The organism is Bacillus sp. DWP3-1, assembly GCF_049896565.1.
GTDB lineage: Bacteria > Bacillota > Bacilli > Bacillales > Bacillaceae > Bacillus.
In genome coordinates this window covers 275,753-298,120 of record NZ_JAFCUN010000001.1, presented here as the reverse complement: position 1 = coordinate 298,120, position 22,368 = coordinate 275,753, and the positions used below count along the sequence as shown (strand labels likewise).

Here is a 22,368-nt window from a genome sequence, read left to right as displayed (position 1 = left end):
CTGTGCCGCCTCCTAATCTAATTTCTCAAGCGATTCAATTAAAGCTTCTGCTTCTTCCGTCTGAGCGGAATCTGCTACGAGCTCTCTCATTTTTTTGAGAAGTTCTTTACGCTCTTTAAATTTCTTAAACAAGAGCAGCTTTTCTTCATATTGTTCAAGCATCGCTTCAGTCCGTTTAATATTATCATAAACAGCCTGTCTTGATACTTCATATTCATCCGCAATTTCACCGAGGGAAAAATCGTCTAGGTAGTAAAGCGACATGTAGCTCTTTTGCTTTGCGGTTAACAACGATTGATAGAAGTCAAACAAGTAGTTCATTCTCGTTGTTTTTTCAAGCGTCATGGGCTCTCTCCCCTTTGTTAAGTTCATTCCCTTTACATCAACTAAGTTTACACGGTTCTCTACTGTGTGTCAAGTTTTTATCTTGTCACTCCATAAAGCGGCGTATAAATAAAAATGCCAGCAGTTTTGCCGGCATTTTTGTTAGTCCTCTTGATCAATCACGTCTGAGAATAATCCATACACATACGATTCTGCATCGAATTCTTGCAGATCGTCTACCTTTTCACCTAAACCGACAAGCTTCACGGGGATGTTCAGCTCATTTCGAATTGCAAGGACAATCCCGCCTTTTGCAGTCCCGTCAAGCTTTGTTAAAGCAATTCCTGTCACATTCGTCGCTTTAGAAAATTCCTTCGCTTGTGCCATCGCATTTTGACCCGTTGTTGCATCAAGAGCGAGCAGCACTTCATGCGGTGCATCTGGAACCTCGCGTTCAATGACTCTCTTGACCTTCTCTAGCTCTTTCATCAAGTTCACTTTGTTTTGCAGTCTTCCTGCTGTATCACAGATAAGGACATCCGCATTTTTCGCTTTTGCTGATTGAACGGCATCATAGATCACCGCTGCAGGGTCAGAGCCAGCCGTCTGTTTGACAACAGGGACACCTGAACGCTCTCCCCATACTTCAAGCTGCTCAATCGCACCGGCACGGAACGTATCACCTGCTGCTAAAATGACGGATTTCCCTTCATTTTTCAGCTTATTCGCAAGTTTGCCGATAGTCGTTGTTTTCCCAACGCCATTGACACCTACAAATAAAATGATATTTAATCGGCCGTCTTCGATGTTCAGCGCAGAGATTTGTTCCTCTCCGCTATTGTAGATTTCAACCAGTTTTTCAGAGATGACCGATTGTACTTCACTTGGGTCTTGAATGTTTCTTAATTTCACTTCTTTTTTCAGCTCATCAATCAGTTCCATCACCGTTGTGAAACCGACATCTGCTCCGATCAGAACTTCTTCTAATTCTTCAAAAAAGTCTTCATCGACTTTACGGTAGCGTGAAATTAGTTCGTTTACTCTTCCTTGAAAGGAGTTTCTCGTTTTTTCAAGTCCATCTTTAAACTTTTCTGATACTGAATCGGTTTGCTGCGTAAATTTTTCTTTTAATTTCTTAAAAAAGCTCATTTGGTTCAAAAACCTCCTTTAATTACTGGACAAGCTCTTTCGTTTCTTCTAGTTTGACGGATACAAGCTTAGAAACACCTGACTCCTGCATAGTAACGCCGTAGAGCACATCTGCTTCTTCCATTGTTCCTTTACGGTGCGTAATGACAATGAACTGTGTTTCCTGGCTGTATTTCTTTAAATATTGCGCAAAGCGGAAAACATTTGCTTCATCAAGCGCCGCTTCGACCTCATCTAACACGCAGAATGGAACAGGTCTGACTTTTAAAATAGAGAATAGTAAAGCAATCGCTGTTAATGCTCTCTCTCCGCCTGAAAGCAGGCTTAAGTTTTGCAGTTTTTTCCCTGGCGGCTGCGCGACAATATCAACGCCAGAGTTTAGTAAATCGTTTGGATCTGTCAGCTTAAGATCTGCTCTTCCGCCGCCAAATAACGCTTGGAAAACTGATTCAAAATGCCCGCGAATTTGCGAGAATGTTTCAGAGAAGCGCTTTGTCATCTCTTGATCCATTTCTTCGATCACTTGGAATAATGTATTTTTCGCTTCTGTCAGATCGTTTCGCTGTTCTGTTAAGAAGAGATAGCGTTCATTTACTCGTTCATACTCATCAATGCTGCCTAAGTTCACTGTTCCTAGCTCTTCAATGGCTAATTTGATCAGCTTCACTCGTTTTCTTGCTTCATCTGGTGATAACGTCAGATGATACATCTCTTTTGCCCCTTCAAACGAAAGGGCATACTCTTCGTTCAAATAAGCGATGAGGTTGTCGAGCTCAACTTCCATACGGCCAAGCTTAATCTCTTCATCTTTTAAGCTTGTGGTGAGCTGCTTGTAAAGGCGCTTTTGCTCTTTCAGTTCACGTTCAGCAAATTCTAACGTTTCAGAAAGAGCCAGGCGCTGTTTACGACGCTCTGAAATAAGTGCGGTTGTTTTGTTTTTATTTTCCAGTTTCTCTTTCGCCGCTTCTTCCAGCTGTTCTGCTCCGCTTGAGCTAGACGTCATTTCACTTGTTAAGAGTGACAGGTCTTCTTTTGTTTCCATCAGCGTTTGTTCAGCCTCTTCTAATTCGGCCATTAAGCTCGAAAGCTTTTCTTGTTCATTCGCTAAGGACTGCTCTTTTTTGGCCAGCGAGATTTTCAGCTCTGTTAATTCGGCAGAAATGGTTTCTTTCGTTGAGCTTTGAGTCTGCTTACGCTTTGTTAATGTATTGATCTCTTGATCAAGCGTGGTCAGTTTCTCCCCTATTGAAACTTCAAGGGCTGCCTGCGTTTTGTCCTTATCTGTAAGTTCAGTAGAACGCTGCTGCAATTCTTCTTTTTCTTGATCATAGAGTTCAAGGTGAGCATTAATATTTTTTTCGGCTACTTGCAGTTCGTATAGCTTCCCTTTGAGCTCTTGCTGCTTTTCTCGAAGGGTTTCTCCGCGTTGACGCAGTTCGTTTAATTGGCTTTCGTTTGCTGCAATCAATTGCTTCGTTTCTTTTGTTTCTTTTTCAAGGATCGTTGTTTTTTCTTCCATTTCAACGAGCTGCTTTGTTAATGTTTCGATCTCCCGGTTTCTTGAAAGAAGGGAGTTGTTCTTTTTCTTTACACCGCCACCGGTCATTGAACCGCCGGGGTTCACGACATCTCCATCAAGGGTCACGATGCGATAACGATGACCAAGCATTTTTGCCAGTTCATTGGCGCCTTTTAAGTCTCTAACGATAAGTACCGTTCCAAGCAAGTTCTGAATGACTTTTTGATACTTTTCATCAAAGGAAACAAGGTGACTTGCTACACCGATAAATGCAGCATGCTGCTCAGCTGTTTGGACGTCCCTATGCTGAATGGTTCGTTCTTTGATCACATTCATTGGCAGGAAGGTCGCACGTCCAAAGGAGTGCTGCTTTAAGTATGCAATTGCTTGTCTCGCAGCTGCTTCATTTTCTGTGACTACGTGCTGCGTTGCTGCGCCTAGCGCGATTTCAATCGCTGTCTCATGCTGCTGATCTGTTTGAATCAGCTCTGCAATGGCACCGTGAATACCGCCTAAACGCTCTTTTGCCTTTAAGACCTCTTTCACTCCTTGGAAAAAGCCTGAAAAGTCTTCCTGCATGGATTCTAGCATCTCTTTTTTTGATCTTGCCTGCTGCACATATTGATAGGCTTGGTAAAGAGCCGTTTCTTTTTTCTCGTATTGACGTTTCATTTGCTCAAGCTTTTGTTCCGCTTCCCTAAAGCGCTTGACCTGACCCAGTATGTCTTCTTCTAGTGCGGAAAGCTGCTGCTCAGCTTCTATTTTCTTTTCTTTGACAGACACACGTTCTTCGATGTGTTTTTGGTTGTTTTGCGTGAGCCGCTCCAGCTGCATGGCCGCTTGGCGCTGCTGTTCTTCTAGTAATTTACGTTCATTGCGGATGGTAGCCTGTTCATTAAGCAGATCAAAATAATCGCTTTTCAGCTGTTCAATTTGACCTTCCACATCTTCACTATGGAGCGACAGTTGATGCTGCTTTGTTTTCACTTCATCTTTTAGCTGCTGCACTTCTTTTTGAAGGCTGTCCCGCGTGATTTTCTGCTGCTGAATCTTTTCGGTTAACTGCGTCTGCTTTTCAGTTAAGCGAATGAGCGTTTCTTCTAGCTGTCCTTGGTTTGCAGCTGCATTTTTTTTCCGTTCTTTTAATACTTCTTTTTTTCCTTCAAGCTTTTCTAATTCCTCACTTGTGAAAAGAAGAACTTCTTGCAGGTCATTAATTGATTCGTCAAGCGCTTGAATGCGGTCTCTTGACTCTTCAATTTTGGCTTCTTTTGCTTGAATATCTGTGGACTGCTTCATTTCATCTTGTTTGAAGCGCTCGACAGCTTCACCAAGTGTTGTCCATTTTTCATGAAGTGCTTCGATGTCATGGACAGTTAAGGCAATTTCGACATTTTCAAGCTCTTCTTTTTTTTGCAAATAGTCCTTTGCAATAGATGCCTGCATTCTTAATGGTTCTACTTGATCTTCTAGTTCATGCAGAATATCTTCTACTCGGTTTAAGTTGTCCTGCGTTTCAAACAGTTTATTCTCGGCTTTTTTCTTTCTTGTTTTATATTTCAAAACACCAGCCGCTTCTTCAAAGATGCTTCTCCTCTCTTCTGCCTTACTTGATAGAATTTCCTCTACCTTTCCTTGGCTGATGATCGAAAAAGCTTCTTTTCCAAGACCTGAATCCATGAAAAGATCAATAATATCCTTCAAGCGGACAGATTGATTGTTTATGAGAAATTCACTTTCTCCTGAACGATAGACTCTTCTTGTCACACTGACTTCGTGAAAATCGATCGGTAAAAAGTGATCTTCGTTATCTAATGTTAAAGTCACCTCTGCTAGATTGACTCTTTTTCTTGAGTCGCTTCCTGCAAAAATGATGTCTTCCATTTTTCCTCCGCGGAGGCTTTTCGCTGATTGTTCTCCAAGTACCCAGCGGATGGCATCGGTAATATTACTTTTGCCGCTTCCGTTTGGTCCAACAACAGCTGTGACCCCTTTGACAAAATCCACGGTCACTCGCTGTGCAAAAGATTTGAATCCTATCACGTCTAAACGTTTGAGGAACATGAGAGTGATCCTCCTTATGTATTTAAAGTACTATCATCTTACCATATGAAGTGAAAAAAGATGATGGAAAACAGAGTGAAATCCCCCTGAATGACGAGGGGGATTTTATTGGTTCATATGATGTTTCTGCAATTTAGCAAGTGCTTCCTGTGCAGCATGCTGTTCTGCTTCTTTTTTAGAGCGGCCATTTCCAATTCCGAGCACTTCTCCGCGAAGGGATACATTTGCTTCAAATTCCCGGTTATGTGCTGGTCCTTTTTCATGCAGGATGTGGTATTCCAGTACACCTTTTCCATCGCGCTGAACGAATTCTTGCAGCTGGCTTTTAAAGTCCATGACGTGCGAGAACGCTCCATCGTTAATTTTCGGATAGACATAGGCAACTAGGAATCGTTCCACTGGCTCCAGCCCCTGATCTAAATAAAGTGCTCCGATAAACGCCTCGAATACGTCCGCTAAGAGTGCTGGGCGTTTTCTCCCGCCTGTCATTTCTTCGCCTTTTCCTAAAAGAACAAGGTCTCCGAAGGACAGCTCATGTGCCAGTGACACAAGTGACGGTTCACATACGATTGCCGCTCTCAGTTTCGTTAAATCTCCCTCGCTCATCGCTGGATATTTCGCAAATAAGAATTGAGAGATCGTCAATTCTAAAACAGCATCTCCTAGAAATTCAAGTCTTTCATTATCCTCGTATGGCTTTTTCCGGTGTTCATTCACATAAGAGGAATGCGTAAAGGCTTGATATAGAAGTTTTTCATTTTGAAAGTGTACAGAAATGCGCTGCTGGAACTCTCTAAATTGCTCTAGTTTTTTGCTCTGTTTCTGTTTGTCTTTATAGTGTTTTGGCATAGCAACCTCCAGGTAGGCTTAATCGCCTTTAAGGATACTGATTATATGGAGTCTCTCTTTCTACATGCAAGGAAACATTGCTCCTTAGCATCTGAAAAAGGCTGACAATTGATCAGCTGAATGTGTTGAAACTAACATAAATTTTCAAAGTCCCGTCATGAAAATAGACGGGACTTTGTTACGCTTATTGCTGGCTATTTATGTAGTTCACAGCGTCACCGACTGTTGCAATTTTTTCAGCATCTTCGTCAGAAATTTCCATATCGAACTCATCTTCAAGTTCCATAACTAGCTCAACTACATCAAGGGAATCAGCGCCTAAATCTTCTTTAAATGAAGCTTCCATTTTCACGTCAGCCTCATCAACGCCAAGGCGGTCTACAATAATTTTTGATACACGCTCTAATACGTCTGCCATTGCCTTTCACCTCCCCTCAAAGTATTATAGTTGATTCGTTTTTAAAAAACTAGAGAAAACCTAATGAAATTTTGATATTTCTTAGGACATAACCATTCCGCCATCTACTTGGATGGTTTGGCCTGTAATATAACCTGCTCCTTCTGAAGCTAAAAAGACAACGACGTTGCTAATATCTTCAGGTGCACCAATGCGTGCAAGCGGGATTTGTTTGAGCATTTCAGACTGCACATTCTCATCAAGCTTGTCTGTCATATCTGTCGAAATAAAGCCTGGTGCTACTGCATTGACTGTAATATGACGGGTTGCCAGCTCTTTTGCTGTTGTTTTCGTTAACCCGATGACGCCAGCTTTTGCTGCAACATAGTTTGCTTGTCCAGGGTTTCCACATACGCCAACCACTGAAGCCAAGTTGATGATTCTTCCGCTGCGCTGTTTCATCATTTGACGTGTCACGGCTTTTGTACAGTTAAAGACCCCTTTTAAGTTTATGTTAATGACGTCATCCCATTCATTTTCTTTCATTCTCATGAGCAGGTTGTCCTTTGTGATCCCTGCATTATTGACAAGGATGTCAATTGAACCAAATGTGTCAATTGCTTGTTTCATGAGCGCTTGTACTTCTTCAGCATTTGAAACATCAGCTTTAACGGCAAATGCCTGCTGGCCAAGTGCTTTGATTTCGTCTACGACTTCATTTGCTTTTGCTTCGTTTCCAGAATAGTTGACGACAACATTTGCACCATTCTTCGCTAAATCGATCGCGATGGAACGGCCAATCCCGCGTGATGCACCTGTTACAACGGCTGTTTTATTTGTCAGCATCAAGAATCCTCCTTCAATGTTTGAATAGCTGCTTCAATTGTTTCCTGATCTGAAACAGAAATGGTTGTCAGGCGGCGATTGACCTTTTTCACAAGGCCTGAAAGTACTTTGCCCGGACCAATTTCAATAAACGTTGTCACGCCTAAATCAATGAGGCGTTCCACACTTTCTTCAAATCGAACAGGAGAATACAATTGTTCAATGAGCTTTGTCTCAATAGCATCACGAGATGTGACGATGTCTGCTGTTACATTTGAGATCACTGGTGTTTTGGCATCCGAAATGTCTAGCTTTGACAGAACATCTGTGAATTTTTCAGCGGCTGGTTTCATTAAGGCAGAATGGAAAGGTCCGCTCACTTCAAGGGCAATCGCACGTTTTGCGCCTTTTTCTTTCGCTTTCTCTGAAGCTAGTTCTACACCTTTTGCTGTACCAGAGATGACGATTTGACCAGGACAGTTTAGGTTAGCGAGTTCTACAAGGTGACCGCTTTCTGTCACTTCTTTTGTCACTTCTAGAAGCGCCGCTTGATCTAAGCCAAGAATCGCTGCCATGGCGCCTTCTCCTGCTGGAACAGCTTCGTTCATTAATTCGCCGCGCTTTCTTACTGCATAGACAGCATCTTGAAACGAAAGTGCGCCTGCTGCAACGAGAGCCGTATATTCACCAAGGCTATGTCCTGCTGCGTAATCTGCTTTGATTCCGCTCTCTTCAAATTTCTTTAAGATGGCGATACTTGTCGTTAAAAGAGCTGGCTGCGCGTTATAAGTGAGCGTCAGTTCTTCTGCATCTCCTTCAAAAATCATCGAAGATAAGTCAAAACCGAGGGTCTTGTCTGCTTCTTCAAATACAGCTTTAGATACTGCTTCTTGGTCAAATAAATCTTTTCCCATGCCAATTTTTTGAGAGCCTTGGCCAGGGAATAAAAATGCAATTTTAGTCATGCTGCTTTACCTCCATTAAGACTCGTTCGTGGTTTCTTTTTGGACTTCTTGATGAATGATGGCTGAAACGTCTTTTTCTACGATATCACGTGCCTGACGAATTGCATGAAAAATGGCGTTTTCATCAGAGGAGCCGTGTGCTTTAATGACAGGTGCTTTTAAACCAAATAAAGCGGCACCGCCATATTCGGAGTAATCCATTTTAGACTTCATCTGCATCAATTTCGGCTTCATCATGCCAGCTGCTATTTTTGCTGTGAAGCTGGATGTTAATGTTTCTTTCAGCATTTTAAATACAGAAAGGGCTGTGCCTTCAATCGTTTTCAAGGCGATATTTCCTGTGAAACCATCTGTGACAACAACATCAGCAACACCTTCTAGTAAATCACGAGACTCCACATTTCCTACGAAATTCAAGTCTGATGCTTTTAATAATTCAAAGGTTTTTTTCGTGAGATCGTTACCTTTTTTATCTTCTGTTCCTACATTTAACAATCCAACGCGCGGATTGCTCTTTGGAAAGACACGCTCTGCGTAGATTGATCCCATCATGGCATATTGCATTAGGTGTTCTGGTTTCGCATCAACGTTTGCGCCGACATCCAGTAATAAAAACCCGCTGCCATCAAGTGTTGGCAGTGTTGGAGCAAGTGCCGGTCTGTCTATGCCGTCGATTCTGCCTACGATAAACAATCCTGCTGTCATGAGAGCTCCAGTATTTCCTGCTGAGATGCAGGCATCTGCACGTCCCTCGGATACTTCCTGCGCCATTTTCACCATAGATGAATCCTTTTTACGTCTAACTGCACGCACTGGTTCATCTGTCGGTTCAATGACTTCTTTTGCATCTAAAATCGTGATGCGCTCGTTATTTGTTATGTATGGTTTGATTTTGTTTTCATCGCCGACAAGTGTAATCTCGATATCTGAAAATGCCGTTAAGCTTTTTTGCACACCGTCAATAATGGCTTTAGGGGCATGGTCTCCCCCCATTGCATCGACTGCAATTCTCATATTACGTGCCACCTTTTACTTTTGTTTTGAGCGATACATGACGAAGTCACCTGAGAAGACAACTTCCTCACCGACATAGCTGTTTACTTCAACTACAGTTCTGCCTTTTTCTTTATCATGTGAGGCTACTTTAGCTTTTGAGACGACTCGTTCGCCTTGTTTAACCTGCCTTGTAAATCTGATATTCGCTTTTGCTGTCAGCGCCAGTTCATCGTCGATGACGGCTACTGCGAGCGAATTAGCCTGGGCGAAGAGATGATGTCCCCTGGCAATTTGATTTCGGCTAAATACATGCTCTTTTCTCACTTCTAAAATGGAAATGGCTTGGTCATCAAGCTCTACATCAATCATTTCTCCAATCACTTCATCCAGCGGAAGTGACTTCACTTCATCCTCTAATGTCTTTTCGGCCACATGCTTAATTCTTTCGCGTAATTCAGGAATCGACAGTTCCAAACGATCAAGACGAACCGTTTGAATGCTTACACCGAATTTACTTGCCAATTCTTCATCAGTAATGAACGGAGTCGAGCTGATCGTTTGCTGGAGAAGCTTTTGACGTTCTTTTTTATTTAGTTTCATATGCAGACACCATCCGTACATTTATGACTAGGTACTAATAGTAGTATATAATCTCATAGATGATAAATCAATCCTTGTTTCAAAAAGACAAGAAAATTCCTCCAGCGCTTGATCAGCTTAATTTATCTCCGCCCAGCACCCCGCTGTCTACAAGTGTTTGCCGAAGTTCTTTGTATTCGGGGTCTGTCCAAAATGCGTCTGATTGCACAAGTTCTGCCGCATCTTTTCTAGCGGTTTCCAGCGCTCTGTAGTCATGAACCATATCTGCTACTTTAAATTCAGGCATTCCGCTTTGTTTTTTACCGAAGAAATCGCCGGGTCCTCTTAGTTCTAAGTCCTTTTCAGACAGCTCAAAACCGTCGGTTGTTTCGGACATGATCCGCATCCGCTCTTTCCCCGTTTCTGATTTTGGATCCGCCATTAAAACACAAAATGATTGATGCTCTCCGCGTCCAACCCGGCCTCTGAGCTGATGAAGCTGAGACAGTCCGAAGCGGTCTGCATCATAAATGACCATGATGGTCGCATTCGGTACGTTGACCCCGACTTCAACGACTGTGGTTGAAACGAGAATTTGAACTTCATTTGCTGTAAAGTCTCTCATCACCTGATCTTTTTCGTCACTCGCCAGTTTCCCGTGCATTAAGCCGATCGACCACTTACCACGGTAAGCCTCTGTCAGCATACTGTGGACATCGATCGCATTTTGCACATCCAGCTTGTCTGATTCTTCTATGAGCGGACAAATAATATACGCCTGTCTTCCTTTTCTCAGCTCTTTATCCACAAATGCAAGAATCCTCTCAAGCATGTCATGCTTGACCCAATACGTTTCGATCTGTTTTCTGCCGGCTGGTAATTCATCAATGACGGATACGTCCATTTCTCCAAAGACAGTGATTGCAAGTGTTCGCGGAATAGGTGTGGCAGTCATAAACAAGACATCTGGGTCCTGCCCTTTACTTCTTAGTTTTTTTCGCTGTTCTACGCCAAACCGGTGCTGCTCATCTGTGATAACAAGACCGAGCTGCTGAAATTCGACTTCGTCTTGAATGAGCGCATGCGTACCGACTAATATATCAATCTCGCCCTCTTTTAGACGTTCCAGCAATTCTCTGCGGCGCTTTCCTTTCACAGAGCTTGTCAGAAGGGCGATATTCAGTCCCCATTTTTCAAACAGCTGGTAAAGTGAATCTGCATGCTGTTCTGCCAAAATCTCTGTTGGGACCATTAATGCACCTTGATAGCCGGATAAATGAGCGGCATAAAGCGCAATGGCTGCAACAGCTGTTTTCCCTGAGCCTACATCCCCTTGAAGCAGACGGTTCATCCGGTACGGGGATGCCATATCAGACATAATTTCATCAAGCACTCTTGATTGTGCCTTTGTCAGCGGAAATGGCAGGCTGTGAACAAACTCAAAAACAGCCTCTTTGGAAAACGGATGCTGGATGCCTGATGTTTTTTCTCGCTCTTTCTTTCTGATTGCCTGCATCTTCAATTGAAAGATGAGAAATTCCTCGTACACAAAGCGGCGTCTTGCTTGCTTGAGCGAGTCTCTTGTTTCTGGTAGATGAATGGTTTTTAACGCTTCCTGATAGGACATGAGTTTATAGGTAGAGACAAGCTGCTTTGGCAGTGGATCTTCGGCTTTGTCTACATAAAGTGACAGGGCCTGTTTCACAAAGCGTCTCATCATCTTCACGGTTACATTTTCTTTTACTGAATAAACAGGCTCTATACTGCCATCTTGCTCGTGCGTCCCTTTTTTAAATTCCTGCACCATGATGGATTGACGGTTTTTATCCCATTTCCCAGTGACGGATACTGTATCACCTAAAACAAGGCTTCGTTTTAAATAAGGGCGATTGAAGCAAATCGCTGTGATGAGAAAACGCCCGACAAGCAGCCTGAATGTCAGCCTGCTTCGTTTTTTTCCATAATAGGTGAGGACGGGCTCACTGTGCACTTTCCCTTCAACTGTGACACGTTCATCATGCTTAACTTCTTCTAAATTACGAAGCTCATAGTCGTCATATCGATAAGGAAAGTAGCCAAGCAAATCGGCTACTGTATAGATTCCAAGTTCATTGAGTGTTTTTTCGGTTTCTTCTCCAATCCCTTTGAGGACAGAGACATTATCTTGCAGTTTCTGTATCACGAGATGAGGTCACACCTCCGAAAATCTTCTTTTCAAGCTCTCTTGCTGTCGGTGTTGCAGCAAGTCCGCCTTGTGCTGTTTCACGAAGTGCCGTTGGCATGGTTTGACCGATTTTATACATCGCATCAATGACTTCATCACATGGAATACGGCTTGTGATGCCGGCAAGTGCCATATCTGCTGCGATCATCGCATTTGATGCACCCATTGCGTTTCGTTTTACGCACGGTACCTCGACAAGTCCAGCTACTGGGTCACAAACAAGTCCAAGCATATTTTTCAGTGTAATCGCCATCGCTTCAGCAGATTGCTGAGGTGTACCGCCTGCCATTTCGACAATGGCTGCTGCCGCCATACCTGATGCTGAACCTACCTCTGCCTGACAGCCGCCTGCTGCACCAGAGATGCTCGCATTATTGGCCACAACAAAGCCAAATGCGCCAGAGGTGAATAGGAATCTGACCATTTGTTCCTTAGTTGGCTTTAATGTTTCTTTTACTGCAAATAACGTACCCGGCACAACACCTGCTGAGCCTGCTGTAGGCGTTGCACAAATCGTCCCCATTGCGGCATTGACTTCATTCGTTGCCACTGCCTTACTGACAGCATCTAATATAGTATGTCCAGACAGCGTTTTGCCTGATGCGATATATGCTTGAAGCTTGACCGCATCTCCGCCTGTTAAACCTGATAATGATTTCACACCTTTCAGCCCGTTTTCTACGGCCTGTTCCATCACTTCTAGGTTGCGGTACATCTGGGAGAAAATATCTTCACGTGACTTCCCTGTCACTTCCATTTCTTGCGCGATCATTATTTCTGAAATGGAGGTATTCCGTTCTTCTGTTAGCTGCACGAGTTCTTTGACGTTTTTAAACATCATTCATAACCTCCTTGTTGTTACTCTGCAATTTGTGTGACTTGAATAATGTTTGGCAGCGTTTCAAGCTCTGATAGGACAGCTGGGTCAATATTTTGATCCACTTCGATGGTCATCAGAGCCTCTTGCCCGACATCTTTACGTGCCACTTCCATATGACCGATGTTGATGGCGAATTTCGCTAACACATTGGCCACTGCTGCAATCGTGCCGTAGCGATCGTTATGAACCACAAGAATGGCAGGATGATTTCCTGAAAGCCTGAGCTCAAAGCCATTCAGTTCAGTGATTTCAATTTTACCACCGCCGATGGAAATCCCGATTAATTCAAGCTTTCCATTTGCATCTGATATCTCTACTTTTGCTGTATTCGGATGCGCTGGCACCGCATCTTCTTCTTTAAATTCAATGTCGATCTCTTTGCTTTTTGCAATATCAATCGCTGTTTTGATGCGTTCATCAAATGTATCAAAGTCAAGAACACCGCCGATAATGGCGACATCTGTACCGTGTCCTTTATACGTATCTTTAAAAGAGCCATAAAATGAAACGACAATTTGTTTCGGTTCTCTTCCAAATAAGCTGCGAGCCACTCTTCCTATACGAGCCGCACCCGCTGTGTGCGAACTTGATGGACCAATCATGACGGGTCCAATAATATCAAACACACTTCTAAATTTCATAGGTCTTCCCCTCTCATAACCACTCACATATTGGTTTGGTTCTTTCTTTAGACTAATGGATTCATTCGTTTCCCGCAACTCATTTCACCGTTGAATCACTAGTAAAAAATTGCAAAAGAAGAAGAAGGGCTTTATTTGCCCTTCTTTCGTTATTCAACAGCCAAAATATATGAATAAAGCGGCTGTTTTCCATCGTGGACTTCAACTTCTACCTCTTCAAATGTTTCTTCAATAAAGGCTTCTAACGCATCCATCTCTTCAGATGATGCATCTTCCCCTTTAATGATCGTGACAATCTCATCATCTTCTGTCACCATTTTGGTCAAAAGCTCTTTTGCTGCATCTAATTGATTTTTCGCGGTTAAGGTAATTTTCCCGTTAAAGAGACCCATATAATCGCCTTTGGCAATATCAATACCATCAATTTGGGTATCTCTCACTGCAAAGGTAATTTGGCCGCTTTTCACGTGGTCAATCGCTTCTAGCATCGCTGCTTCGTTGTCTTCATTTGAAGCTGCTTCATTTAGAGAAAGAAGTGCCGACATTCCTTGGGGAACGGTCTTCGTCGGAATGACAACGACCTCACGACTTGAGACAGTTGCCGCCTGTTTCGCTGCCATGACAATATTAGAATTATTAGGTAAGATAAAGACGGTTTCGGCATGTACGCTTTCAATTGCTGTGACAATGTCTTCTGTGCTCGGGTTCATCGTCTGTCCGCCTTCAATGACGACGGAAGCTCCGATACTTTTAAACAAGTCAGCAATTCCTTCTCCCATTGCGACACTGACGACTCCAAAGCGCTGTTTTTCAGCAGCAGGTGCCTTTGGTGCAGCGGGCGCGTGTTCTCTTTCTTCGTTCACAATCGAGCTATGCTGCTCTCTCATATTTTCAATTTTCATATTGATCAGGCTGCCGTAGCGCTGTGCATAGGATAAGACATCTCCAGGCTGCTCTGCATGAATATGAACTTTCGCCAGCGTTTCATCAGACACCACAAGAAGTGAATCTCCGAATTCGCTTAAGTCTTCTCTGAAGGCATTCTCATCAAAGGACTGTTTGTCTTCTTCAAATTTCACCATAAATTCAGTACAATAACCAAATTCGATATCTTCAGTGTTCATATGGCTTTGTGCACTTTTATGATGCTCTGCACTGACAAGTTCTTTTAACGTTGGCAAAGAGGCCGCTTTCAGATGGAGGTCCTCTCCTCTTAATGAAGCAAGGAAACCTTCATATACGCACAGAAGTCCTTTACCCCCACTATCGACAACGCCCACTTCTTTTAAAACAGGAAGCAGATCTGGCGTTCGATCAAGTGATGCTCTCGCTTCCTCAATCGTTAACTCAAGAACGCGGTCAATGTCATTTTCTGCTACTGAAACAGCAACCGCTTTCTTTGCTGCATCCTTTGCAACCGTTAAGATGGTCCCTTCAATCGGTTTCATCACGGCTTTATATGCTGTATCAACACCTGCCTGTAAAGCAAGGGCAAATTCTTTTGCATCAATCGTTTCTTTTTGTTCAATATGTTTACTGAAACCTCTAAAGAGCTGTGAAAGGATCACGCCTGAGTTTCCTCTTGCGCCCATCAACAGCCCTTTTGACAGGGCCACGCCGACCTTCCCAATATGATCGGTATTTGTTTCTTCAACTGCTTTTGCCCCTGAAGTCATCGACAAATTCATATTTGTCCCCGTGTCTCCGTCTGGCACTGGAAAAACATTTAACGCATCAACAATTTGTGCGTTTTGAGAAAGATGGTGAGCACCTGCAAGAATCATTTTTGCAAATGAGCGGCCATCAAGATTTCTAATAGACAATATATTTCCTCCTTACTACGGGTTCGTAACTCTTACTCCTTGTACATAAATGTTGACCGAATCAACAGAAAGTCCAACTGTGTGAGAAATCGTATATTTGACTTTCGTTTGAACATTATGTGCGACTTCTGATATTTTTGTACCGTAGCTGACGATGATGTACATATCAATATGAATGCGGTCTTCTTTTTGACGCACAAGAACACCCCGGCTGAAGTTCTCTTTGCGGAGAATATCCGTCAAACCGTCCTTGATTTGATTTTTGGACGCCATCCCAACAATACCATAACAATCGATCGCAGCGCCTCCTGCCACCATTGCAATGACTTCATTTGATATATCAATTTGTCCGTATTTCGTTCTAAGTTCAATGGACACATTGGTTCCCCCTTTTTGAGAAATTGCCCTGAGTTATCACTATTTTACTATAAGACCCTTCTTTTTAAAAGAAATCATTCAATCCGACCCAATCCTACTTATACTATAGCCTAGATTTTTTATCAAGATGTCAAGGTATTTTTCTTGAAAGAGGAGTAAACAATCCTTGCAAACCCCTTGAAGCTGTGGTAAATTATTAAAGTATCTTGAGGCATCTCTAAGTACGTATATGAAGAATATGATGATGTTTTCGCAGTTAGGAGGGAAACAAATGGCACGTAAATGCGTTATTACAGGCAGAAAAACAAAAGCTGGGAACAACCGTTCTCACGCAATGAACTCTACAAAACGTACATGGGGCGCGAACCTTCAAAAAGTTCGTATTCTAGTGGACGGTAAGCCTAAAAGAGTATATGTATCAGCTCGAGCTTTGAAATCTGGTAAAGTTGAGCGTGTATAAGCAAGAGTAAACGCCTGCTACAATTAATTGTAGCAGGCGTTTTTATGTGGAAATAAAGGAGATTACTCATTAATCTTTCTTAAATGAACCAAGCATCGCACGGACAATGCCGCCAAGAAATCTAGGCAGTTTGATTGTATAAAATTTCATTTTGTCCCCCTCCTAAAAGTACCGCTTGCAGCACAATTGAGCTTAATCAGCCATCCACATTGATAGGTTGGTCAATCTTTGCTTCTTACCATTATTAATATGCCTTCATGAAAAGAAAAAGTACCATTTGAGTGGATGAGTTCGTTACTAATACATAGTGTGGAACCAGGCTCAATATGACAATTTTTCAGAGGATATTTGAAACCTTTTAATGTCAGCTTTTCAACCGGTGTTCCAAAGGGTAGAAACGACACATATTTTTTATCCTGATCTTCTTTTATTTCGTATGTACCAGGTTCAAACATTTGAATGATATTTTGTTTGTCTACAAGGGTGATATTCTGCTTGTGCTGAATCCCTTTGTAAAGAAGATGGATATTTCCTAGAAAATGATCAGCCCTTCCTCCCGTAATACCGTAGATGTAAATATGTGCTGGATGCTGACTCAATGCCCAGTTCAGTGCAAGCTCTAAATCGGTTTCATCCTTTTCAGCTTGAAATACATTCAGGGCAGGCAATTTTTCTTTCAGCTCCCGAAGCTCTTCTTCTGTCACACTGTCAAAATCACCAAAGGCTTTGGCAGGGATGATGCCTTGCTCTAGTAAGAAGAGGGTTCCACGGTCTACGCCAATCCAGAGAATATCCTTCTGTGATGCTTCATGTTCAAGTGGCGGAATGTATCCAAAAGGACCGCCGGCTACGATATGTATGTGCATGATATACGCTCCTCTCTATATAAAAAGAACCAAAGATCACAATGACTTTGGTTCCTTTCTTTACGCTTCTCGAATTGCCTGGATCGCTGCTGCGCGGTTGTCTTTACTGTATACCGCTGAGCCCGCTACAAGTAAATTAGCGCCTGCTTCTTTGCAATCCTTTGCAGTTTCTACATTGACACCACCGTCTATTTCTATCAGTAAATCGGTTAAGCCCTTTTGTTCACTCAGTGCTTTTACTTCTTTTACCTTCGTGAGAACAGATGGAATAAATGCTTGTCCCCCAAAACCAGGATTTACCGTCATGAATAACACAAGGTCCACATCCTCTAATACATGCTCAATGTGAGAAACAGGTGTGTGAGGATTCAAGACGACCCCTGCTTTTACACCTTGTTCTTTAATGTGCTGTATTGTTCGGTGTAAGTGCGGACAAGCTTCCACATGAACAGAAATAATATCAGCGCCTGCTTTTGCGAATGCAGGAATATACCGGTCTGGCTGCTCAATCATTAAGTGAACATCAAGCGGAAGACGCGTATGCGGTCTGATCGCTTCGACAACATTCGGCCCAAATGTCATATTCGGTACAAAATGACCGTCCATGACATCGATATGAATGTAATCCGCACCGCCTTGTTCCACATCACGGATATCTTTCTCCAAATTGGCAAAATCTGCTGATAAAATGGAAGGGGCAATATAAACCATGATTTAGTACCTCGGCTTTCTGTCTTTGATTTCAGTTAAAAACTCTAAATAATGCTGATAGCGATACTCTCTGATTTGATCATGCTCGACCGCATCTTTTATCGCACAGCCAGGCTCTTTCACGTGCAGGCAGCCTCTAAATTTACAATCTGCACTCCGCTCTCTGATGTCTAAAAAGTATAGACCTAGATTTTCTGCTTCGATGCCAGTAAATTCGAGCGAGCTAAAGCCAGGAGTATCTGCAATGAGCCCGTCTGCTGTTCGAATAAGTTCAACATGCCTTGTCGTATGCTTTCCTCGTCCGAGATGGGATGAGATATCATTTGTTTTCAGCGCCAATTCAGGACTCATCGCATTTAAAAGGGAGGACTTGCCTACACCAGACTGACCGGCAAATACAGTGATCTTATTGTGAAAATGCGGGGTCAGCTTCTCAATTCCGTCTCCCTCCATCGTAGAGGTTAAATGAACATCATAGCCAATTTGCCGATAGTCGTCTGCATATGCCTCGATAGCTTCACGCTCTTGATCTGTTTTCAATAAGTCCATTTTAGTGATGCAGATAATCGGCTCAATATGATTGGCTTCAACAAGCACTAAAAATCTGTCTAAGAGTGATGTGCTAAAGGTTGGTTCTGCTGCTGAGAAAACAAGTACCGCTTGATCGACGTTACTAATAGGGGGACGAACAAGTTCGTTTGTCCGTTCTTTTACTTCTAATAAGTAGCCTTCTTTATCGTTGTCTGCTTGATACACGACATAATCTCCAACAAGAGGTGTGATTTTGTTTTTTCGAAAAATGCCTCTTGCTCTGCACTGAACCACTTTTCCACTTTCTTTTGACTCATCCAGCACATAGTAGAATCCGCTTAATGCTTTAATAATTTTGCCCTCAGGCATAAAGTCCCTCCTTTATTCATCATCAGGGTATTCGATCGTTTTAGAGCTTACGACTTTATCATCAACCGTCACTTGATAATATCCTTTTTGACCTGGTTCAATCTTAAACTTAATGGTCCGCTCAGTCGGCGCAGTGATTTTAAAGCTTTCATATGAATCAGAGATGCTATGCTCCGCATCATCAATGGAAATTTGGACCTTCATCTCCTGCCCTTCCGTTTCTGGTTCATAAGGGATCGCAATCTTTTCAGTCACCGTTTTGGCTGGTTTTTCCTTCGGTCCAAGAGAGAATGTAATCTTGACCGTATCACCTGGTTTAACAGCAGTTCCTGCTCCTGGTTCCTGCTTCATGACCTCGCCTTTTGGTACTTCGTCAGAATGCGCTTCTTTTTCATAAAGCTTTAATCCGTTATCCTCTAAATAATTCGATGCCGCCTGCTTACTATACGTCGTTAAATCACGTAATGTAATATCGGCAGGACCTATGCTGACAGTCAACGTGACTTCTTCATCTGCTGCTACAAGCTCTGTATTCGCTGAAGGATTCTGTTCCATGACAATCCCAGATTCGGTGTCATTATCATTCACTTCCTCCACAACGACCTGTTTAAACCCTTTTTTCTCTAATAATTCTTTTGCTTTATCGACCTTTTCGCCTGTAACATCAGGTAATTCGGTCTTTTCCTTGCCAGTACTTTCGTAAAGCTGAATTTCTGTCCCTTCTTTTACCTTTGTGCCGATTTTCGGATCTGTTTTGACGACAAGCCCTTTTTCAATTTTCTCATCAGCGATCTCAATTGGTTCCGAAGCGACGGTGAACCCAGCTTTCTTCAAGGTATCTTCTGCTTTTTCAACCGTCATGCCAGATACATCCGTGACCTCAACATCTTTTGGAAAAAGCAGCCCTGGAAACACAGTGATGGCTAAAATCGTCGCAGCGGTCAAAATAAATAAGATGGATGCCACAATCCATGGCCATTTTTTTCGTTTCTTTTTCGGCTTTTGTTTCTCTTTTTTCTTCGGTTTTTGAGCCGGGTGGACAGCTGTTTTTTCATTGTCTTGATCGATTAGATGATCTTGAATGATTGGGATCGCTTTCGTTGCTTCATGGTCTTCTTCAATGACAAAGCGTTTTTCTTTTAATCTGGCTGGATCGAAAGCGGTTTTTAAGTCTTTTTGCATTTCAGATGCATCTTCATATCGATAAAATGGATCTTTGGCCATCGCCTTTAAAATGATGTTTTCCACGCTTTGTGGAACAGAAGGATTCCATCTCCTCACAGATGGAGGCTCTGATTGCAAATGCTTCAGTGCGACACTGACAGCCGATTCCCCTTCAAATGGCATGCGTCCTGAGATGAGTTCATAAAGCACAATCCCAAGCGAATAGATGTCTGACTTTTTCGTTGCAAGACCTCCGCGTGCTTGTTCTGGAGACAAATAGTGCACGGAGCCTAGGACAGAATTTGTATGGGTAATGGTCGCTGAGCTGAGTGCCATGGCAATCCCAAAATCAGTGACTTTGATATTCCCCATATTGTCTATTAATATATTGTGAGGCTTAATGTCACGGTGGACGAGCTGTTTCGCATGGGCTTCTTCCATCGCCGCAACGACTTGCTCCATGATGCGAACGGCTTCTTTCGGATGAAGCGGGCCATTGGCGTGTATGTATTCTTTCAGCGTCATCCCCTCGACATATTCCATCACAATATAATAAATATCATCTTCTTCCCCTACATCGTAGATGCTGACAATATTCGAATGATCTAAGCTTGCAGCTGATTGCGCTTCCCGTCGGAATCGTCTAATAAAATCATCATCGCTCGCAAAGTCAAACCGCAAAATTTTAATCGCTACTTCGCGATCTAAAATCATATCCTCCGCCAAATAGACGTTTGCCATTCCGCCTCCGCCTATGACGCGAAGAATCTGATAACGGCCGCTGATCCTTTTTCCGATCAACACTTGCTGTCACCCTCCTCTGGCTGGGAGGAGATTTCTAACAGTACTGCTGTAATGTTATCTTCACCGCCGTTGTCATTCGCTGTTTGAATTAACTCTGTTACTTTTTCCTCTGGTGCGTTCGTTTGCGTTAAAATATGAATCAAATTCTCTTCTTCTACTTTATTCGATAGACCATCTGAGCAAAGCAGGATTTGATCTCCTGGGTCCACTTCAAAGGTGCGTGCATCAATTTGAACACGTTTATCTGTTCCTAATGCTTTCGTGAGCACATTTTTTCTTGGATGATATTCTGCATCCGCTTTTGAAATTTCACCTGTTTTCACAAGTTCATTCACAAGTGAATGATCATCCGTTAATTGGGTCAGCGCTCCTTCTCTTAGCAGGTAGCAGCGGCTGTCTCCAATATGCGCAATTGTGACCGTTTGCAAATGAACGAGCGCACACACAATGGTCGTCCCCATTCCTTGGCACTCCTCATTGTTTTTCGCATGTTCATATACTTGGTCATTAATGTCACTGATTTTTGAGATTAACCAGCTTTCTTGATCGGCTGGCTTTTCTGGAATTGAAGATGTTTTTTCCCAGTATTCTTTCAAAGAAGAGACTGCCATCTTGCTGGCGACATCACCAGCAAGATGACCTCCCATGCCGTCTGCTACAACAGCGAGAAGTGAGTCTTCTTTTGCTTCAAAAATACCTGCATCATCTTCATTATGCTGACGGACTTTTCCTGTATCGGTTAGAAAGGCTGCCCTTATCAACATTCGTCACCTCGTCTCTTCCTGACGCTCCTTCGCTCTTAGCTGACCGCAAGCAGCATCAATGTCATGGCCTTGCTCTCGTCTAATCGTTACGTTTACGCCGCGTTCTTTCAGCGTTTTTTCAAATAGGAAGATTTGTTCTCTAGGTGTTCTCACATAATCTCTCTCTGGTACATAGTTCACCGGAATGAGGTTTACGTGGCACTTGATTCCTTTTAAAAGGTCTGCAAGTTCTTCCGCATGGTGAACTTGATCATTTACTCCGCCAAACAGGCCGTATTCAAAGCTGACACGTCTACCCGTCTTTTGAATGTAGTATTCAATGGCTTCCATTAATTTTGGCAGCTTATATGCCTTATTGATCGGCATCAGGCGGCTTCTGATCTCTGTGTTCGGTGCGTGCAGAGATACAGCAAAGTTGATTTGCATTTGCTCATCAGCGAATTGATAAATCTTTGGAATGATTCCGCTTGTCGAAACTGTAATATGACGTGCACCAATATTTAAGCCGTTGTCATGGTTGATGATTTTAAGGAAGGCAAGCATTTCTTCAAAGTTATCAAACGGTTCGCCAATTCCCATGATGACAACAGAGCTGACTCTCTCATCTGTTTCGTCAAGTGCCTGCTGCACTTTTAATACTTGTGCAACGATTTCTCCCGCTTCAAGGTTTCGTTTTAAACCGCCAAGTGTAGATGCACAGAATGTACAGCCAATTCTACAGCCAACCTGAGTCGTGACACAGACAGAGTTTCCATATTCGTGACGCATAAGCACTGTTTCAATTGTATAGCCATCATGCAGTTCAAATAAAAACTTGATCGTTCCGTCCTGAGACGTTTGTTTGATCACGGTTTTTAAAGTTGTGATTGTAAATTGATCTTTTAATTTTTCTCTTAAATCTTTGGAGAGGTTAGACATTTCATCAAAGGATGTCACACGTTTCTCATAAAGCCACTCAAAAATTTGAGCTGCGCGGAAAGGCTTTTCGTCTTGTTCTTTTAACCATTCTTTCATTTCGTGAAGCTCAAATGAATAAATCGACGGCATATCTGTTTTCAGTTCTTTTCTTACTTTTTGTTCTGTCAT

22 protein-coding genes are annotated in these 22,368 nt (G+C 42.7%); 1 reads left to right on the top strand and 21 read right to left on the bottom strand.

Translation table 11 applies throughout. From position 1 onward, the window contains the following. Positions 1-12: 12 nt before the first annotated feature. From ACP7A0_RS01540 to ACP7A0_RS01475, 14 genes are all read right to left on the bottom strand, one after another. Positions 13-345 (bottom strand): putative DNA-binding protein, encoded by a 333-nt coding sequence (locus ACP7A0_RS01540; protein WP_012009935.1) that lies wholly within the window; start codon positions 343-345, stop codon positions 13-15. Positions 346-486: 141 nt separating this feature from the next. Then, positions 487-1,473 (bottom strand): signal recognition particle-docking protein FtsY, encoded by a 987-nt coding sequence (gene ftsY / locus ACP7A0_RS01535; protein ID WP_034662411.1) that lies wholly within the window; start codon positions 1,471-1,473, stop codon positions 487-489. A 22-nt stretch (positions 1,474-1,495) separates the two neighbouring features. Then, positions 1,496-5,056, bottom strand: a complete 3,561-nt coding sequence (gene smc / locus ACP7A0_RS01530; protein WP_060596237.1) for a chromosome segregation protein SMC — start codon at positions 5,054-5,056, stop codon at positions 1,496-1,498. Between the two features lie 105 nt (positions 5,057-5,161). Beyond that, positions 5,162-5,905: a ribonuclease III gene (rnc, locus tag ACP7A0_RS01525; RefSeq protein WP_060596236.1), complete on the bottom strand. Its 744-nt coding sequence runs from the start codon at positions 5,903-5,905 to the stop codon at positions 5,162-5,164. A 184-nt stretch (positions 5,906-6,089) separates the two neighbouring features. After that, positions 6,090-6,323 carry an acyl carrier protein gene (acpP, locus tag ACP7A0_RS01520; protein WP_003212028.1) on the bottom strand — a complete coding sequence of 78 codons (234 nt, stop codon included), beginning with the start codon at positions 6,321-6,323 and terminating at the stop codon, positions 6,090-6,092. An 81-nt stretch (positions 6,324-6,404) separates the two neighbouring features. Further along, positions 6,405-7,148, bottom strand: coding sequence for a 3-oxoacyl-[acyl-carrier-protein] reductase (fabG, locus tag ACP7A0_RS01515; RefSeq protein WP_426004022.1), 744 nt, complete (start codon positions 7,146-7,148; stop codon positions 6,405-6,407). Then, complete coding sequence (fabD, locus tag ACP7A0_RS01510; RefSeq protein WP_066030920.1) at positions 7,148-8,092, bottom strand: ACP S-malonyltransferase; 945 nt, start codon at positions 8,090-8,092, stop codon at positions 7,148-7,150. Before fabD ends, fabG begins: the two co-directional genes overlap by 1 nt. Before the next feature lie 15 nt (positions 8,093-8,107). Beyond that, positions 8,108-9,106 (bottom strand): phosphate acyltransferase PlsX, encoded by a 999-nt coding sequence (plsX, locus tag ACP7A0_RS01505; protein ID WP_034662420.1) that lies wholly within the window; start codon positions 9,104-9,106, stop codon positions 8,108-8,110. A gap of 15 nt (positions 9,107-9,121) precedes the next feature. Beyond that, positions 9,122-9,688 carry a transcription factor FapR gene (fapR, locus tag ACP7A0_RS01500; protein ID WP_024424199.1) on the bottom strand — a complete coding sequence of 189 codons (567 nt, stop codon included), beginning with the start codon at positions 9,686-9,688 and terminating at the stop codon, positions 9,122-9,124. 112 nt (positions 9,689-9,800) lie between these two features. After that, on the bottom strand, positions 9,801-11,849 hold the full coding sequence (gene recG, locus ACP7A0_RS01495; RefSeq protein WP_060596232.1) for an ATP-dependent DNA helicase RecG: 2,049 nt from the start codon (positions 11,847-11,849) through the stop codon (positions 9,801-9,803). Next, the gene (gene sdaAA / locus ACP7A0_RS01490) at positions 11,827-12,729 is read right to left on the bottom strand and encodes an L-serine ammonia-lyase, iron-sulfur-dependent, subunit alpha (RefSeq protein WP_034663849.1); all 903 of its coding nucleotides are present in this window, start codon (positions 12,727-12,729) and stop codon (positions 11,827-11,829) included. The genes recG and sdaAA overlap by 23 nt, the downstream gene beginning before the upstream one ends. 20 nt (positions 12,730-12,749) lie before the next feature. Further along, positions 12,750-13,412, bottom strand: a complete 663-nt coding sequence (sdaAB, locus tag ACP7A0_RS01485; protein ID WP_034662425.1) for an L-serine ammonia-lyase, iron-sulfur-dependent subunit beta — start codon at positions 13,410-13,412, stop codon at positions 12,750-12,752. Positions 13,413-13,561: 149 nt separating this feature from the next. Beyond that, positions 13,562-15,235: a DAK2 domain-containing protein gene (locus ACP7A0_RS01480; protein WP_106061508.1), complete on the bottom strand. Its 1,674-nt coding sequence runs from the start codon at positions 15,233-15,235 to the stop codon at positions 13,562-13,564. A 15-nt stretch (positions 15,236-15,250) separates the two neighbouring features. Further along, positions 15,251-15,613, bottom strand: a complete 363-nt coding sequence (locus ACP7A0_RS01475) for an Asp23/Gls24 family envelope stress response protein (protein ID WP_003211680.1) — start codon at positions 15,611-15,613, stop codon at positions 15,251-15,253. 271 nt (positions 15,614-15,884) lie between these two features. Between ACP7A0_RS01475 and rpmB the strand changes: the two genes are divergently transcribed. Then, entirely contained in the window at positions 15,885-16,073 is a 189-nt protein-coding gene (rpmB, locus tag ACP7A0_RS01470) for a 50S ribosomal protein L28 (RefSeq protein WP_003212514.1), read from the top strand. Positions 16,074-16,142: 69 nt separating this feature from the next. Here the strand turns inward: rpmB and spoVM are convergent, their stop codons facing one another. The 7 genes from spoVM to rlmN form a co-directional block, all read right to left on the bottom strand. Then, on the bottom strand, positions 16,143-16,223 hold the full coding sequence (gene spoVM / locus ACP7A0_RS01465) for a stage V sporulation protein SpoVM (protein WP_008354550.1): 81 nt from the start codon (positions 16,221-16,223) through the stop codon (positions 16,143-16,145). A gap of 71 nt (positions 16,224-16,294) precedes the next feature. After that, a complete protein-coding gene (locus ACP7A0_RS01460; protein ID WP_106047784.1) occupies positions 16,295-16,939 on the bottom strand; it encodes a thiamine diphosphokinase in 645 nt (214 codons plus the stop codon). Between the two features lie 60 nt (positions 16,940-16,999). Next, positions 17,000-17,650 (bottom strand): ribulose-phosphate 3-epimerase, encoded by a 651-nt coding sequence (gene rpe, locus ACP7A0_RS01455; RefSeq protein ID WP_106038753.1) that lies wholly within the window; start codon positions 17,648-17,650, stop codon positions 17,000-17,002. A gap of 3 nt (positions 17,651-17,653) precedes the next feature. Then, the gene (gene rsgA / locus ACP7A0_RS01450; RefSeq protein ID WP_106061509.1) at positions 17,654-18,550 is read right to left on the bottom strand and encodes a ribosome small subunit-dependent GTPase A; all 897 of its coding nucleotides are present in this window, start codon (positions 18,548-18,550) and stop codon (positions 17,654-17,656) included. 12 nt (positions 18,551-18,562) lie between these two features. Continuing rightward, positions 18,563-20,518: a Stk1 family PASTA domain-containing Ser/Thr kinase gene (pknB, locus tag ACP7A0_RS01445; RefSeq protein WP_426004015.1), complete on the bottom strand. Its 1,956-nt coding sequence runs from the start codon at positions 20,516-20,518 to the stop codon at positions 18,563-18,565. Continuing rightward, positions 20,512-21,282: a Stp1/IreP family PP2C-type Ser/Thr phosphatase gene (locus ACP7A0_RS01440; protein ID WP_034662439.1), complete on the bottom strand. Its 771-nt coding sequence runs from the start codon at positions 21,280-21,282 to the stop codon at positions 20,512-20,514. The genes pknB and ACP7A0_RS01440 overlap by 7 nt, the downstream gene beginning before the upstream one ends. Before the next feature lie 3 nt (positions 21,283-21,285). Next, positions 21,286-22,368 (bottom strand): 23S rRNA (adenine(2503)-C(2))-methyltransferase RlmN, encoded by a 1,083-nt coding sequence (rlmN, locus tag ACP7A0_RS01435; protein WP_034662441.1) that lies wholly within the window; start codon positions 22,366-22,368, stop codon positions 21,286-21,288.